The sequence below is a fragment of the Pandoraea pneumonica genome, from assembly GCF_902459645.1.
GTDB lineage: Bacteria > Pseudomonadota > Gammaproteobacteria > Burkholderiales > Burkholderiaceae > Pandoraea > Pandoraea pneumonica.
On record NZ_CABPSK010000001.1, the window covers coordinates 1,825,261 to 1,840,208 of the forward strand.

The 14,948-nt window shown below is 63.4% G+C and carries 12 protein-coding genes; 9 read left to right on the top strand and 3 right to left on the bottom strand.

The annotated features are described in order from the left end of the window. The first annotated feature begins 153 nt into the window (after nucleotides 1–153). From PPN31114_RS08005 to PPN31114_RS08025, 5 genes are all read left to right on the top strand, one after another. On the top strand, nucleotides 154–1,359 hold the full coding sequence (locus PPN31114_RS08005; RefSeq protein ID WP_150679215.1) for a PQQ-dependent sugar dehydrogenase: 1,206 nt from the start codon (nucleotides 154–156) through the stop codon (nucleotides 1,357–1,359). A gap of 195 nt (nucleotides 1,360–1,554) precedes the next feature. After that, nucleotides 1,555–2,367: an META and DUF4377 domain-containing protein gene (locus tag PPN31114_RS08010; RefSeq protein WP_150678865.1), complete on the top strand. Its 813-nt coding sequence runs from the start codon at nucleotides 1,555–1,557 to the stop codon at nucleotides 2,365–2,367. 9 nt (nucleotides 2,368–2,376) lie between these two features. Continuing rightward, a complete protein-coding gene (locus tag PPN31114_RS08015; protein WP_150678866.1) occupies nucleotides 2,377–2,826 on the top strand; it encodes a TM2 domain-containing protein in 450 nt (149 codons plus the stop codon). A gap of 27 nt (nucleotides 2,827–2,853) precedes the next feature. Beyond that, on the top strand, nucleotides 2,854–3,795 hold the full coding sequence (locus tag PPN31114_RS08020; protein WP_150678867.1) for a Rossmann-like and DUF2520 domain-containing protein: 942 nt from the start codon (nucleotides 2,854–2,856) through the stop codon (nucleotides 3,793–3,795). Between the two features lie 218 nt (nucleotides 3,796–4,013). Further along, nucleotides 4,014–5,195 carry a PA0069 family radical SAM protein gene (locus tag PPN31114_RS08025; RefSeq protein WP_246182430.1) on the top strand — a complete coding sequence of 394 codons (1,182 nt, stop codon included), beginning with the start codon at nucleotides 4,014–4,016 and terminating at the stop codon, nucleotides 5,193–5,195. A 19-nt stretch (nucleotides 5,196–5,214) separates the two neighbouring features. Here the strand turns inward: PPN31114_RS08025 and PPN31114_RS08030 are convergent, their stop codons facing one another. Then, nucleotides 5,215–5,703, bottom strand: coding sequence for an Lrp/AsnC ligand binding domain-containing protein (locus PPN31114_RS08030; protein ID WP_150678868.1), 489 nt, complete (start codon nucleotides 5,701–5,703; stop codon nucleotides 5,215–5,217). Nucleotides 5,704–5,807: 104 nt separating this feature from the next. Here PPN31114_RS08030 and PPN31114_RS08035 point away from each other — a divergent pair, with 104 nt between their 5' ends. Both PPN31114_RS08035 and ald read left to right on the top strand, forming a co-directional pair. Further along, on the top strand, nucleotides 5,808–7,094 hold the full coding sequence (locus PPN31114_RS08035; protein ID WP_150678869.1) for a D-amino acid dehydrogenase: 1,287 nt from the start codon (nucleotides 5,808–5,810) through the stop codon (nucleotides 7,092–7,094). A 163-nt stretch (nucleotides 7,095–7,257) separates the two neighbouring features. Then, complete coding sequence (gene ald / locus PPN31114_RS08040) at nucleotides 7,258–8,391, top strand: alanine dehydrogenase (RefSeq protein WP_150678870.1); 1,134 nt, start codon at nucleotides 7,258–7,260, stop codon at nucleotides 8,389–8,391. 118 nt (nucleotides 8,392–8,509) lie between these two features. On the opposite strand, the gene PPN31114_RS08045 is transcribed toward ald, so the two are convergent. Continuing rightward, nucleotides 8,510–11,644 carry an efflux RND transporter permease subunit gene (locus PPN31114_RS08045; protein ID WP_150678871.1) on the bottom strand — a complete coding sequence of 1,045 codons (3,135 nt, stop codon included), beginning with the start codon at nucleotides 11,642–11,644 and terminating at the stop codon, nucleotides 8,510–8,512. Nucleotides 11,645–11,647: 3 nt separating this feature from the next. Beyond that, nucleotides 11,648–12,931, bottom strand: coding sequence for an efflux RND transporter periplasmic adaptor subunit (locus PPN31114_RS08050; protein ID WP_150678872.1), 1,284 nt, complete (start codon nucleotides 12,929–12,931; stop codon nucleotides 11,648–11,650). 527 nt (nucleotides 12,932–13,458) lie between these two features. Here PPN31114_RS08050 and ubiG point away from each other — a divergent pair. Continuing rightward, a complete protein-coding gene (gene ubiG, locus PPN31114_RS08055; protein ID WP_150678873.1) occupies nucleotides 13,459–14,154 on the top strand; it encodes a bifunctional 2-polyprenyl-6-hydroxyphenol methylase/3-demethylubiquinol 3-O-methyltransferase UbiG in 696 nt (231 codons plus the stop codon). Between the two features lies 1 nt (nucleotide 14,155). Next, entirely contained in the window at nucleotides 14,156–14,896 is a 741-nt protein-coding gene (locus PPN31114_RS08060) for an HAD-IA family hydrolase (protein WP_150678874.1), read from the top strand. Nucleotides 14,897–14,948: the final 52 nt, after the last annotated feature.

A 14,948-nucleotide genomic window follows, 5' to 3' on the forward strand; every position in this document is an offset into this window, starting at 1 on the left:
TATAGCGCAAAAACCTCGTCAAAACAAACACATCCCGTGAAGCCGTCGAGATCGCGCCGTGCCCCGCCCCCATTGCGCCGGGCGCACGACACCGCCGACGCACCTCGCCGCTGGTCTACAATGCTCGCATCCTGTGCGAGAAGCGAGTCCGGCATGCGACGATTTTCCGATGGATGGCAGTACGCGCCCTGGCGATACCGGCCAACAAGGCCCGCCCAGGCGCTCTCCCGATTCAGCCCGCTCGCACGGCGCTTGCTCTACCTGCTCACCGGCCTCCTGGCACTCGCCCCCACCTTGGCCCGGGCGCGCGACGCGCTCCCTATCGAGCGGCTCGTACTCCCCCCGGGCTTCTACGTCGAAGTCCTCTCCGATCAGCTTCCCGGCGCACGCGGCATGGTCCTTGGCCCTAAGGGGACACTGTTTGTCGGCAGTCGCGGCGAAGGTAACGTCTATGCGATCACACTCGACCCGTCGCGCGCCTATGCAGCGAAAGTGCGAACTATCGCATCGGGCCTGAATATGCCGGTCGGTGTCGCCATGCGCGATGGCGCCCTATATATATCAGCGGTCTCGCGCATCCTGCGGCTCGACAACATCGAAGACCGGCTGGACAACCCAGGCCAGCCCACGGTCGTCTACGCCAAACTCCCGGCGGAAACCCACCATGGCTGGCGTTACATCGCATTCGGCCCCGATCAGCGCTTGTACGTCGGTGTCGGCGCGCCGTGCAACGTATGCAAACGCGATGAAAACCGCTACGCCATGATCGGCAGCATGAAACCGGACGGCAGTGACTGGCGCGTCGTAGCCCGCGGAGTGCGCAACACCGTCGGTTTCGACTGGCAGCCGGGCACCAATACGTTGTGGTTTACCGACAACGGCCGCGACATGATGGGTGACGACGTCCCGGACGACAAACTTAACCGTCTCACACGCGCCGGTGAGCACTTCGGCTTCCCTTATTGCCATGCAGGCGACGTTCCCGACCCCGACTTCGGCCGCGAAAAATCCTGCACTTCATTCACACCACCGATGGCGAAGCTTGGCGCTCACGTTGCCGCCCTCGGCATGCGCTTCTATACAGGCAAGCAATTCCCCGAGGAGTATCGCGGCAACATTTTCATTGCAGAACACGGCTCCTGGAACCGATCCCGCAAAGTCGGATATCGCGTCGTGCGCGTCGTACTCGATGCCAAAAACAACGTGGTCAAGCAAGACGTCTTCGCACAGGGCTGGCTCGGCGCCGACGAATCGGTCTGGGGCCGCCCCGTCGATCTCCTGACACTGCCCGATGGCTCGCTACTCATCAGCGACGATTACGCCGGTGCCATCTACCGCATCACATACCGCAAACCGTAGGGGCCTGCGATGCCGACTCGACAACCACTGGCGCCCCCATTCAGCGTGCGCCGCAGCGTCAAGAAAGGAACTGACTTGACCTCCTATCGGTCAACATCCCACGGTATTCACGGCTACGCCCGGGCGTATCACCACCTGCCCCGCGTGACATTTGCGCCGTCCCTGCCCTCTCCCTCACTCCGCTGACACAAGATCATGACCCAACGTCTACCCTCCTCGTTTGCCTCGTATCTCGCGATGTTGCTCGTGCCCGCCGCCCTGCTTGCCGGTTGTGCTGCACCGTCCGGAGGCGGTGCCAACCCTTCGGCGACCACCGATAGCAACGCACCCGCCGCGGCGACTGCGCCCGCCGACATTATCGGCACCTGGCAGTTGGTCCGCTGGGAAGGCGCCGGCGATATTCCGAGCCTGCCCGAAGGACGCGTGATCAATCTGACCTTCAACGACAAGGGCGCCTTCTCGGGCACCGGCGGATGCAACCGCATTTTTGGTCAGTACACGGTCGGCCCGGCGAACGGGCAAGTCACGCTGCAAGCGCCTGCCTCGACACGCATGGCCTGCCCCGACTCGATGGCGTTCGAAGATCGCTATCTCAAGACACTGCCGCGCGTCTCGCGCTTCGAGCGTCGCGACACGCAACTGATTCTGAGTGCCCCGGGCGGCGAGACGCTCACGTATGCGTCGCAAACGCTGCTCAATCGACCGATCGCTGGCACCAGTGGCGCTGTCGGTACGAGCAAAACGGAAGATCGCGTGCTGGATGTCGACTCGCAAATGGCCGACTGCGTGGGCGTGGGTCCGCGTAAGTGTCTGCGCGTACGTAACGCCGACGATTCGGGCAAAGCCCCGTGGGAACTCTGGTACGCGCACATCGATGGCTTCGACTGGAAGCCCGGCGTAGAATACCGCGTGAAAATTCACGGCGAGCCTGTCGACAACCCGCCCGCCGACGCTTCGAGCATGCGGTGGACGCTGGTCGAAGTCATTCGTCAAACGCCCACCCGATAACCGTTCCTGATGAGCGCTCTCACCCACAAATCCAAGACCCTGACCGCCGGCCTGGCGATGTTGTTCGGCACGCTCGGCCTGCATCGCTTCTATCTCTACGGCTTGCGCGACCCGTTCGGTTGGGCGCACATCGTAGGCTCGGCCTGCGGCGTCGCCGGTTGGGGGTTGTTGGTGACGAGCGACCTCAGTTCCACCGCGGGCTGGGTGCTCACGATTCTGGGTGCGATTTCGCTGTTCTCGGCGTTTCTCGCAGCCATCGTCTATGGCCTTCGCCCTGATGAGCGTTGGGACCAGCAGTTCAACCCCGGCGCGACGGGCCGCTCGCGCTCGGGTTGGACCGCGGTGATCATCGTGAGCGTGTCGCTCTTCGTCGGCGCCATGCTCATGATGGTCGGTTTCGCCGTCGCGTTTCAGACGTACTTCGAGACGCACGACACGCCGAATCGCTTGTCGCAGTAAGCCCATCCCCATCGGCACGATACCGCTGTGAACCCAGTAAACACCAAGGCCCAGAACGATCAACGCCCGACACTGGGCTTTATCGGCGCTGGGCGCGTTGCCACAGCCCTGTCGCTCGCGGCCACGCGTGCCGGATACAACGTCACAGCGGTCGCCAGCCGAAGCGCAAACACTGCCAAAGCCCTCGCCGCCCAACTCCCGCAGTGCCACACGATTGCGGTCGCAGGAGCAGGCGATGCGAACGCCGTTTTCGACCACGCCGACCTGGTCTTCTTGACGGTGCCCGACGACGCCCTCGCGATGTGCGCGGACAATCTCTCGCCGTCGGCCTCGCAGGCGCTGGTGCATTGCAGCGGCGCTTCCGAAGTCGAGTTGCTTCGTCCCGCGGCAAAACGCGGCGCGCAGATTGGCGGCTTCCATCCGCTCTTCTTGTTTGCCGGACTCGCCGATGACGCTACCCGCATGGCAGGCAGCGCCATCACGATAGAAGCCGAGCCTTCGCTCGCACTGACCCTTCGCACGCTGGCCGACGACATTGGCTGCCGACCGCTCGAGATTCCGGCAGGAGAGCGCATGCGATATCACGCCGGCGCCAATTACGCCGCGAGCTTTCTGCTCTGCGCGCTGGAAGAAGCCACTGAACTTTGGCGCGCCATCGGCATGCCCGAGGACGATGCCCAAGCCGCCATGTGGCCGCTCGTGATGGGCACGCTCACTGCTGCACGCGAGCGTGGGCTCTCGGGCGCATTGGCAGGTCCCGTGTCGCGCGGCGACGCCGGTATCGTCACCCGTCACACCGAAGCCCTTGCCAACATGGGGGGGAATCACGCCACGCTGTACGCGTTGCTGACGCTGCGCGCGATTCGCCTCGCCCGGCAACGCCCCAATGCGGACGATGCGGCACTCGATGCCATCGCCCGCGCCATCGCCCCCTACGTGCCGCCGGTCGCGCCTAAAGACGCGCCGTAGCCATGCACCCGGGCAACGGGTGAGCCAATTGCCCCACACGTCAGCCCAAGCATTCCAAGCCGCCCAAGCGCGCCAAGCACTAGATAGCGCCCCGCCGTATCCGCTGCCAGTCATCTTTGCCTCTCGCTCAAATACTGTATAAAAACACAGTATAATGACAAGCATTCCCCGTGGATGCCCTTCGGCAGGCGTCCGGACTGCAAGCAAGGAGACTGGCTATGGCTTCGTCATTCGCGCCGCCCCCGTCCCGCCGTGGCCGAGGCGCTGTTGCCAACCTAGAATCACGCTTTTCCGAGTTTCGCCGCGAAGTCGACGAGACCCGCCATGAATCGGACATGGCCCACGAAACCGAGGTCAAATTCGTTACGCAGGTGGCGTTGGAAACGGCGCGCACGATCATTTCGCGGAACACATCGTCCGACATTCCTTTCGACCGCTCCATCAACCCGTATCGCGGCTGCGAGCATGGCTGTACGTATTGTTTCGCGCGCCCCACGCATGCTTATCTTGGGCTTTCGCCGGGGCTCGACTTCGAAACGCGTCTGTATGCCAAGACCAACGCCGCCGAGCGACTCGATGCCGAGCTACGCAAACGGGGGTATCAGCCCGCGTTGCTGGCCTTAGGCGCGAACACCGATCCCTATCAGCCGATCGAGCGTGAGTACGGCATTACGCGCAGCGTGCTTGAGGTGCTTGAACGGTTCGGTCACCCCGTGGGGATCACGACAAAATCGGCGCTGGTGACGCGCGACATCGACATCCTGTCGCGCATGGCGCAACGCGGCCTCGCGCGCGTATTCATTTCAGTGGGAACGCTCGACGCGGAAATTGCCCGCAAGATGGAACCCCGCGCCAACACGCCGCCAAAGCGCATCGAAGCCATTCACAAACTCACACAGGCGGGCATTCCGACGGGCGTTATCGTCGCGCCGATCGTGCCGGCGCTGACCGATTTCGATATCGAACGGGTATTGACGACCGCAGCCCAGGCCGGTGCAACGTATGCGTCCTATACGATGCTGCGTTTGCCGCGCGAGGTGCACGACGTATTCGTCGAATGGCTGGAAACGCATTACCCAATGCGTGCGCGTCACGTCATGAGCCTGATCGAACAGGTTCGCGACGGCAAACACAACAGCGCCGAGTTCGGCACGAGAATGCGCGGGACGGGGCTGCATGCCGAACTCATCCGGCAGCGCTTTTTGCTAGCGGCCCGCAAGCTGGGGTTGAATCAGGCTCGCCCACCGCTTCGCAACGACCATTTCAGGGTGCCCGATCGCCCGGAAACGCCGCAGGGCTCCCCCGGCGGCTCGCACCAACAAAACCGCGCACGGCAGACCGGGGCAGACGCAGCCGACACCATAAATGGCAAAGTCGATCCGCAGATGCCACTTTTTTAAGCAAACAACACCCTCAAACTCACTCTTCGACGTAGACCGTCAGCGTCTCTTTGATCTCTTCCATCACGACGTAACTCTTGGACTGCACGGCGCCCGGCAGCTGCAACAAGATGTCGCCCAACAGCTTCCGGTATTCCGACATCTCGCGAATACGCGCCTTGATTAGGTAGTCGAAGTCGCCCGAGATGAGATGGCACTCCATCACCTCGGGAATTCGCAGCACTTCGCGACGGAACTGATCGAACATGTTCCCCGACTTGTGATCGAGCGTGATCTCGACAAACACGAGCAGCGCCGCCCCCAATGCCGCCGGATTTACGCGCGCGAAGTAACCCATGATCACGCCGTCGCGTTCCATGCGTTTCACGCGCTCGATGCACGGCGTGATCGACAACCCCACCTGCTCCGACAGGTCTTTCATCGACATTCGACCGTCTTGCTGAAGCAACGTGAGGATGCGCCGGTCGAGCCGATCGAGCGTCCGAATCGATTGCTGCTGCACTCTCATGATTTTTTCCTGAATTCGACTGATATTCATTAACTAAACCTAGCAATCCGAGAATAGCATGCGAATAAATACTGCATAACTACGGATTTACAGGAGTCCACGCAATGAAGGTCATCGTTCTCGGCAGCGGCGTCATCGGCGTTACTAGCGCCTACTACCTGGCAAAGGCCGGGCACGACGTCACGGTGCTCGACCGCCAGGCAGGTCCGGCGCTTGAGACCAGCTTCGGCAACGCCGGCCAGATTTCGCCGGGCTACGCGTCGCCGTGGGCCGCGCCGGGCATTCCGACCAAGGCCATCAAGTGGCTGTTCCAGAAGCATGCGCCGCTCGCCATTCGTCCGGACGGCTCGCTCACGCAGCTCAAGTGGCTCTATCAAATGCTGCGCAACTGCACGCCGGAGCGCTACACCGTCAACAAGGAACGTATGGTGCGCATTGCGGAATACAGCCGCGATTGCTTCCGAGCCCTGCGCGCCGAGACGGGCATCGCCTATGAGGGCCGTCAGGCCGGCACGCTGCAACTGTTCCGTACCGAAGAGCAACTGGCCAACGCAGCACGTGACATCGCCGTGCTCGAAGAAGCGGGCGTGCCGTTCGAACTGCTGGACCGCACTGCGCTCGCCAGCGCTGAACCGGCCCTGGCGGCTGTTGCGCATAAGCTCACGGGCGGCCTGCGCCTGCCGAACGACGAGACTGGCGACTGCCAGCTCTTCACGACGCGTTTGGCTGCGATGGCCGAAGCGCTGGGCGTGAAGTTCCGCTACGACATGCCGATCGACGGCCTGCAAGTGGTCGGTGACAAGATTGAAGGCGTGGTCTGCGCTGGCATGATGCAGCGCGCCGACGCCTATGTGGTGGCCCTCGGCTCCTTCTCGACGCCGTTCCTGCGCGGCATCGTCGACATCCCGGTCTACCCGCTCAAGGGTTACTCGATCACAGTACCGATCGTCGACGCCGAACGCGCCCCGGTCTCGACCGTGCTCGACGAAACGTACAAGATTGCCGTCACGCGTTTCGACGACCGTATCCGCGTTGGCGGCATGGCGGAAGTCGTCGGCTACAACAAGACTCTCAACCCGGCACGCCGCGCCACGCTCGAAATGGTCGTCAACGACCTGTACCCCGGTGCGGGCAATACGGCCGAAGCGTCGTTCTGGACGGGCCTGCGCCCGATGACGCCGGACGGCACGCCGATCGTCGGTGCCACGGCCTTGCGCAATCTCTTCCTGAATACGGGCCACGGCACACTGGGCTGGACGATGTCCTGCGGCTCCGGCCAGTTGCTGGCCGACCTGATGTCGGGCCGCCGGCCCGCCATTCTGTCCGACGATCTGTCGGTGGCGCGCTACAGTGGCGCCCCTGACGCGCAGGCCCAACCGGCCTTCGCCTGATGCATCGAACGGCACCTTCGGGTGCCGTTTTTGTTTGGGGATTCACATCGACAAGCACGGTGTGAACAACGATGAGACGCGACACACGAATGCCGCGCCCGCCCCGCCTGATGACTGGTTCGATAGCGTTTATTTGCCGTCACATCACAACAGGAGACACATCATGAAAATCGGCGTACCGAAGGAGATCAAGAACCACGAATACCGCGTAGGCATGACGCCCGCAGCCGTACGCGAAGTGGTGGCACGCGGGCACGAGGTATGGATCGAAACGCAGGCAGGTGCGGGCATCGGCATGGACGATACGGTCTACACCGCTGCCGGAGCACGTATCGCCGCCAGTGCCGCCGAAGTCTTCGACCGTGCCGAGCTGATCGTCAAGGTCAAAGAGCCCCAGGCGGTCGAACGCGCCCGTCTGCGCGCGCATCACACACTCTTCACTTATCTGCACCTCGCGCCCGATCCTGAACAAACGCGCGATCTCCTCAAGAGCGGTGCCACCTGCATCGCCTATGAAACCGTAACGTCTGCCACTGGCGGACTGCCGCTGCTCGCCCCGATGTCCGAAGTCGCCGGGCGGATGTCGATTCAGGCCGGTGCAACGGCGCTTGAAAAGGCGCATGGCGGGCTTGGCTTGCTGCTCTCTGGGGTGCCCGGCGTAGAAGCCGGTAAGGTCTTGATTCTCGGCGGCGGGGTCGTCGGGACCAACGCGGCAACGGTCGCTGTCGGCATCGGTGCACAGGTGACGATCATCGACAAATCGGTCGATGCCCTGCGCCGCCTGAGCGCGCAGTTTGGCGGCCGCGTGCAGACCGTGTACTCAACACAGCACGCCATCGAGCAACATCTGCGCGAGGCCGATCTCGTCATCGGCGGCGTGCTGATTCCTGGGGCGGCTGCACCGAAGCTGATCACCCGCGAGATGCTCGGCATCATGCGCAAAGGCGCCGTCATTGTGGACGTGGCGATCGATCAGGGCGGCTGTTGCGAGACATCGCGTCCGACGACGCATGCCGACCCCGTCTACGTCGTCGATGGCGTCGTGCATTACTGCGTCGCGAACATGCCGGGTGGCGTGCCGCGAACGTCGACCTTCGCGCTCAACAACGTCACGCTGCCGTTCATCCTGCAATTGGCTGAACACGGTCCGGTAGCCGCGATGCGGGCCGACGCGCATCTCCTCGCGGGGCTGAACGTGGCACGCGGCATGGTGACGAATCGCGGCGTCGCCGAAGCACTCGGCCTGCCCTATCACGACCCGCACGCCGTATTGGCCAACCTTCCGGCCGCGGCCTAAAGCACCAAAAGTCCGGCACTAGTAGACCGACTAATCAGCCGTCACCAACCGGCCAAGCCCCATAGGCCAACACCAAGGGTCCGGATATCACCATCCGGACCCACCTCCCCCTCCCGCCTCACGGCGCACCGCCCTCACCTTTCGCCTCCTTGCGCCGCCGATACCACTGACTTGCCCGGTCGAGATACAGATACACCACTGGCGTCGTAAACAACGTGAGCGCTTGCGAGAGCAGCAAGCCGCCGACCATCGCGTACCCCAGCGGACGCCGCAACTCCGACCCCGCCCCCGTACCCAGCATCAACGGCAAGCCCGCAAGCAACGCACACATCGTGGTCATCATGATCGGACGAAAGCGCAGCAGACACGCCTGATAAATCGACTCCTCCGGCGAGAGCCCCTTCTCGCGCTCCGCAGTCAACGCGAAGTCGACCATCATGATCCCGTTCTTCTTGACGATCCCGATCAGCAAAATGATGCCGATCAGCGCAATCACGCTCAGATCGTGCCCGCCGATCATCAGAATCAGCAACGCGCCTACGCCAGCGGACGGCAGCGTGGACAAGATCGTAAGCGGATGAATGTAACTCTCGTATAGCAGCCCGAGCACGATATAGACCGCAATCAGCGCCGCCAGAATCAAATACGGCTGCGTCGCCAGCGAATCCCGGAACGCCTGCGCCGTGCCTTGAAACGTGCCATTGAGCGAGAGGGGCAAATTCATTTCGGCCTGCGTGCGCCGAATCGCGTCGACGGCCTCACCGAGCGAGACGCCCGGTGCCAGATTGAACGACAGCGTCACCGCCGGAAACTGGCTCTGGTGGCTGATCAACAGGTAATTGGTCTTGCTGCGATCCACGTAGACGAACGTCGAGAGCGGCACACGTTGCCCGGTGATCGGTGAGTTGAGATAAAGCTTATCGAGTAGCGACGGGTCAGCCTGCAACGCGGGCGTGACTTCCATGATGACGTGATAGCTGTTGATCTGCGTGAAGTACTGCGCGATCTGCCGCTGTCCGATCGCGTCGTAAAGCGTCGCTTCGATGACCGCAGGCGAGATACCGAAGCTCGACGCGCGATCCCGATCGATGGTCAGCGTCGCCGTGGGCGCATTGCTTTGCTGATCGGTCGCGAGATCAGTGAGTTGCGGCAGCTTGCGCAAACGCTCCAACAGCCTCGGCGCGTAGATATTCAGTTCGTTGATATCGGCGTCGGTCAGCGTGTATTGATACTGCGTGCGCGCCAAACGCCCGCCGACATTGATGTCCTGCCCCGCTTGCAGGAACAAATTGATCCCTTCGAGTTGCGCGAGTTTAGGCCGCAGGCGCGCGATCACCTGGTCGGCGGAAAGCGTGCGTCCGGCCGATTTCGGTTTGAGGTTGATGTAGAAATTTGCCGTGTTCGCCGTGTTGTTCCCGGTGTTGGCCACGAAGCTCAGCACGTCCGGGTCTTGACGCACCACATCGGCCACGCGCACCACGCGCTGGCTCATCAGTTGGAACGAGGTGTCCTGCGACGACTCCGCGAAGCCGAACACAAACCCCGTGTCCTGCTGCGGGAAGAAGCCCTTCGGAATCACCACGTACAACAACGCGGTCAGCGCAACCGTGGCGATGAACACGAGCAGCGTGATGAACTGGTGCTCGAGCACGACGTGCAGCCCGCGCCGATAGCTCTCCTGCATATGCGTGAAACCGGTCTCGAACCATCGATACAGACGGCCGTGCTGCACTTTCGACGCGTCGCGCAAGAACCGCGAACACAGCATCGGCGTGAGCGTGAGCGAGACGATGACCGAAATCGCAATGGTCAGCGTCACCGTAATGGCGAACTCCCGGAACAGCCGCCCCACAATGCCGCCCATCAGCAGCAACGGGATGAACACGGCGACCAGCGACACCGAAATCGACACGATGGTGAACCCAATTTCGGCCGCCCCGCGATATGCCGCTTCCATCGGTGCCATGCCGTCTTCGACGTGGCGATAGATGTTCTCGAGCATCACGATGGCATCGTCCACGACGAACCCGACCGAGATCGTGAGCGCCATTAGCGACAGGTTATCGAGGCTGAAGCCGATGCCGTACATCACGGCGGCGGTCCCCATCATCGCGAGCGGCACCGTCACGGCCGGAATGAGTGTGGCGGGCAAATTCCGCAGGAAGAGGAAGATCACCAGCACCACGAGCACACCGGTGAGCACCAGCGTGAACTCCACGTCCTCGACCGACGCCCGGATGGTTTGCGTGCGGTCGGTCAGCACGTTGACCTCGACTGCGGGGGGAATCGATGCCTGCAAACGCGGCAGTGCCGCCTTGATGCGCTCGACGGTCGCGATCACGTTCGCGCCCGGCTGCTTGGTCACCGCGAGAAACACCGAGCGCCCGCTCTTGAGCGGCTCGCTCTCCGGCATAGCCGCGCCGCGATAGGCCCAGCCAGCGAAGCGGGCATTTTCCGGTCCGGCCACCGCCTGTCCTAAATCGCGCACGCGAACCGGAGCGCCATTTCGATACGCGACGATCACATCGTTCCAACGCACCGGATCGAGCAACTGGCCGTTGTCGTAGACCGTCACGCTCTGCCGAGGGCCGTCGAAACTGCCTTTCGGTGTGTTGACCGTTGCGCTGCCCAGCGCGGCGCGCACGGTTTCGAGATCCAGCCCGAGCGCCGCCACCTTGTCGGGATCGAGCTGCACCCGGATTGCCGGTTTTTGCGTACCGCCGATGTTCACCAGCCCAACGCCGTCAATTTGCGAAATTTGCTGCGCGAGGATGTTGTCGGCGTAGTCGTTCACGACCGTGAGCGGCAAGGTATCCGACTTGACCGACATCAGCATGATCGGCGAGTCGGCCGGATTCACCTTGCGGTAGGTCGGCGGGCTGGGCAAATTGCTCGGCAACTGGCCACCGGCCGCATTGATGGCCGCCTGCACGTCGACTGCGGCGGCGTCGATATTACGGTTCAGATCGAATTGCAGCGTGATCGATGTGGCGCCGAGGGCGCTCGTCGAGGTCATCTGCGTGAGTCCCGCAATCAGCGAGAACTGCCGCTCCAGCGGAGTCGCCACATTCGACGCCATGGTCGATGGGTCGGCCCCTGGCAATGTGACGGAGACCTGAATGGTCGGGAAATCGACCTGGGGCAGCGGCGCGACCGGCAGAAGCGGCCACGCGGCCACGCCCACGAGAAAGAGCGCCGCCGCCAGCAGCGAGGTGCCGATCGGTCGTTTGATAAAGGCGGCGGAAATGGACATGGGCTATTTGGCCGCCGGTGTCCCGCTGGCAGGCGTGGCCGGGGCGGCTGACGTTGCTGCGCTTGCACTCGCTCCGCTGCCCGCACCGCCAGTCGCACCGCCAGCGGCCCCGCGCGCCTCCACCACGGCCACACCGGGCCGCAGCTTGAGCTGCCCTTCCACGACTACACGGGCGCCCGGTGCCAAACCGCTTTCGATGATGGTGCGATTGCCCTGTGTGATGCCCACCTTCACCGGCTGCACGGCCGCGCGGCCATCGCTGCCCACCACATACACATAAGTCCCGTTCGGCCCGCTTTGAATGACCGAGTTATCGAGCGCTATCGCCTGCGCCATCACGCCCAGCGTGAGCCGCGCATTGACATACTGCCCCGGCCAGAGGCGGTGATCGGCATTGGCGAAGGTCGCTTTCAATTGCACCGTGCCGCTGGTGTTGTCGATCTGGTTATTGATCAGCGTGAGTTTCCCCGAGGCCAATTGCTCAGTGCCCGTGCGCGGGAAGACATCGACTGCCAGCCCCTGACTCCCGGCGGCCTGCATGGCGGCATTCACGCGCCCGACGGCTTCTTCCGGCAGCGTGAATAAGACGGTAATCGGATCGATCTGATTGACGATAACGATGCCGTTGGCGTCGGCGGCGTGCACGATGTTCCCGACGTCGACCAGCCGCACGCCGGTGCGTCCTGTCACTGGCGAGCGAATCGTCGTGTAGTCGAGTTGCACGGCGGCATAGTCGATCTGCGCTTGGTCGGTCATCACCGCCGCTTCCAACTGCTTGACGAGTGCGGCCTGTGTATCCGCCTGCTGCTGTGGCGACGCGCCTTGGGCGGCCAATGTTTGGTAGCGCTTGAGATCGACGCGTGCGTTGACCAGTTGGGCCTGGTCGCGGGCCTTGGTCGCGCGTGCTTGCTCCAGTTGGGCGCGGTAGGGTCGCGGATCGATTTGCACGAGCAAATCGCCAGCCTTCACGTCCTGCCCTTCCTGGAAAGCGATGCGCTCGATCTGGCCATCGACCCGCACCCGTACGGTCACCGAAGTGGTGGCCTGCACCGTACCGATACCTAATACGTAGCGCGGCAGATCGCGCGCCGACGCAATGGCCGTAATCACAGCGACAGGCGGCGGTGGGGGCGCAGGGGGTGGCTTGCGATTGGCGATCCATCGCCAGACGAGGAGCGCGACGATCGCCAGCAGCACCAGCACCAGCCAGCGCCAATGGCGAGACCGCCGGTGCGGTCCGGGGGGCGGAGCGGCAGCGGCGCTGTCTTGCGCCGTGGTGTGCGTCATGGCGCCTCCGTGCGGAGTCCGATCCAAAACGGCCGGGCGTCTGCCGTCATTGGGCCGGGCGCCTTGCCGGCCCCACAGCCTAGACGGCAAACACGAATCGTCCCACCGGGTACACGGAGAGACGTGCCCCCGAGTGTGGCGTATCTGCCGGGGGCTCGCAGTCGGCGTTTTCCCTGCCCGGACCGGCTTGCCAGATAGCCGCCACCTCACGGACAGCATCGCGCCATGGTGCCGTCATCCAAGGCCGACGGCGAGCGGCAATGCGTCAAAACGCCCGTTTCACACCACTCGGGACCGGATTCAAAGGGTATCGACGGCCTGCCGACCCAGCCCAGCGTCCCCTGCCTGCCGATCGGCCATTGGTGCGCTGCAAAGTCGCGCCACGCTTGGCGCTTTGGACATGGGCGCACTCACTTCGTTATACTTGCCCCATCTCGACGGCACCCGCCGGCCCCTGCCCGGTCGATGGGCACGCGCCGCCGCCCGGCATCCTGCCTGCGCAAGCCGTCAACGTCTGTGACTTATCGATGAACGCCGACCCCCAAGAACTCAACAAATTCAGTGAACTGGCCCACCGCTGGTGGGACCCGCACAGCGAATTCAAGCCGCTGCACGAAATCAACCCGTTGCGTCTCGACTGGATCGAGCAGCACGTACCATTGCAAGGCAAGCGCGTACTCGACGTCGGCTGCGGCGGCGGCATCCTGACCGAATCGATGGCGCGTCAGGGCGCACGTGTCAAAGGCATCGACCTCTCGAAGAAAGCCCTCGGCGTGGCCGATCTGCACAGCCTCGAAGCTGGTCTGCCGATCGAGTACGAAGAGATTGCGGCTGAAGAGCTCGCCGTACGCGAAGCCGGTACGTACGATGTCGTGACCTGCATGGAAATGCTCGAACACGTGCCCTCGCCGGCCTCGATCGTCGCGGCCTGCGCCACGCTCGTCAAACCGGGGGGCCATGTGTTCTTCTCGACCCTGAACCGGAATCCGAAGGCATGGCTGCTGGCCGTGGTCGGTGCGGAGTACGTACTGCGCATGCTGCCGCGCGGCACGCATGACTACGCCAAGTTCATTCGCCCGTCGGAACTCGCCTCTTATACGCGGGCGAGCGGCCTGGCGGTGCGCGATATGCGCGGCTTGACGTACAACCCGCTGAACAAGCGTTACGCGATCAATCGCGATACCGACGTCAACTACATGATCGCGTGCACGCGCGATGCCTGATATGTTCGAGCCCCCTGCGCGCACCACTCTCGCCGCCAACGCCGACAACATCGGCGATAGCGCCTCGCGCCTGCTGGGCGGCGATGTGCGCGCCGTGCTGTTCGACCTCGATGGCACTCTCGCCGACACGGCACCCGACCTCGTCGCGGCAGTCAACAAGGTGCGCACCGACCGCGGCTTGCCGCCCGGACCGTACGAAGCGCTGCGTCTGCAAGCGTCGCATGGCGCGCGTGGATTGATTGGCAGTGCCTTCGGCGTCACGCCGGACGACGCGGCCTTCCCCGCCTTGCGCGATGCCTTTCTCGCCAATTACGAAGCCGCGCTGTGCGTGCAAAGCCGCCTCTTCGACGGTGTGCCCGAACTGCTCGCGGCATTGACCGAAAACGGTATCCCTTGGGGCATCGTGACGAACAAGGCGGCATGGCTCACCAATCCGCTCGTCAAGCTGATAGGTCTGAGCGAGACGGCCGCTTGTGTCGTCTCAGGCGATACCACGCCGCATAGCAAGCCGCACCCCGCACCGTTGTTGTATGCGGCGGAATGCATAGGCATTGCGCCGGCGCACATCGTGTACGTCGGCGACGACCTGCGCGACATTCAGGCAGGTAAGGCGGCTGGCATGGCGACGATTGCGGCGGCCTATGGTTATTGCGGCGACACCCTTGCGCCTGCCGAATGGCAGGCCGATGCTGTCGTCGAACGCGCGGGCGCGATCGCCCCGCTGGTGATGTCTCGGGCCTAACCGCTCAGGAACGTCATCTGCCGGACCGGGGGCGCTGCCGCAGCACGCCCGG

Bases quoted from the DNA above. Each gene is read 5' to 3' on its own strand.
- PPN31114_RS08010 (WP_150678865.1), top strand. From the start codon at position 1,555: ATGACCCAACGTCTACCCTCCTCGTTTGCCTCGTATCTCGCGATGTTG.
- ald (WP_150678870.1), top strand. From the start codon at position 7,258: ATGAAAATCGGCGTACCGAAGGAGATCAAGAACCACGAATACCGCGTA.
- ubiG (WP_150678873.1), top strand. From the start codon at position 13,459: ATGAACGCCGACCCCCAAGAACTCAACAAATTCAGTGAACTGGCCCAC.
- PPN31114_RS08050 (WP_150678872.1), bottom strand. From the start codon at position 12,931: ATGACGCACACCACGGCGCAAGACAGCGCCGCTGCCGCTCCGCCCCCC.
- PPN31114_RS08060 (WP_150678874.1), top strand. From the start codon at position 14,156: ATGTTCGAGCCCCCTGCGCGCACCACTCTCGCCGCCAACGCCGACAAC.
- PPN31114_RS08035 (WP_150678869.1), top strand. From the start codon at position 5,808: ATGAAGGTCATCGTTCTCGGCAGCGGCGTCATCGGCGTTACTAGCGCC.
- PPN31114_RS08045 (WP_150678871.1), bottom strand. From the start codon at position 11,644: ATGTCCATTTCCGCCGCCTTTATCAAACGACCGATCGGCACCTCGCTG.
- PPN31114_RS08030 (WP_150678868.1), bottom strand. From the start codon at position 5,703: ATGAGAGTGCAGCAGCAATCGATTCGGACGCTCGATCGGCTCGACCGG.
- PPN31114_RS08015 (WP_150678866.1), top strand. From the start codon at position 2,377: ATGAGCGCTCTCACCCACAAATCCAAGACCCTGACCGCCGGCCTGGCG.
- PPN31114_RS08005 (WP_150679215.1), top strand. From the start codon at position 154: ATGCGACGATTTTCCGATGGATGGCAGTACGCGCCCTGGCGATACCGG.
- PPN31114_RS08025 (WP_246182430.1), top strand. From the start codon at position 4,014: ATGGCTTCGTCATTCGCGCCGCCCCCGTCCCGCCGTGGCCGAGGCGCT.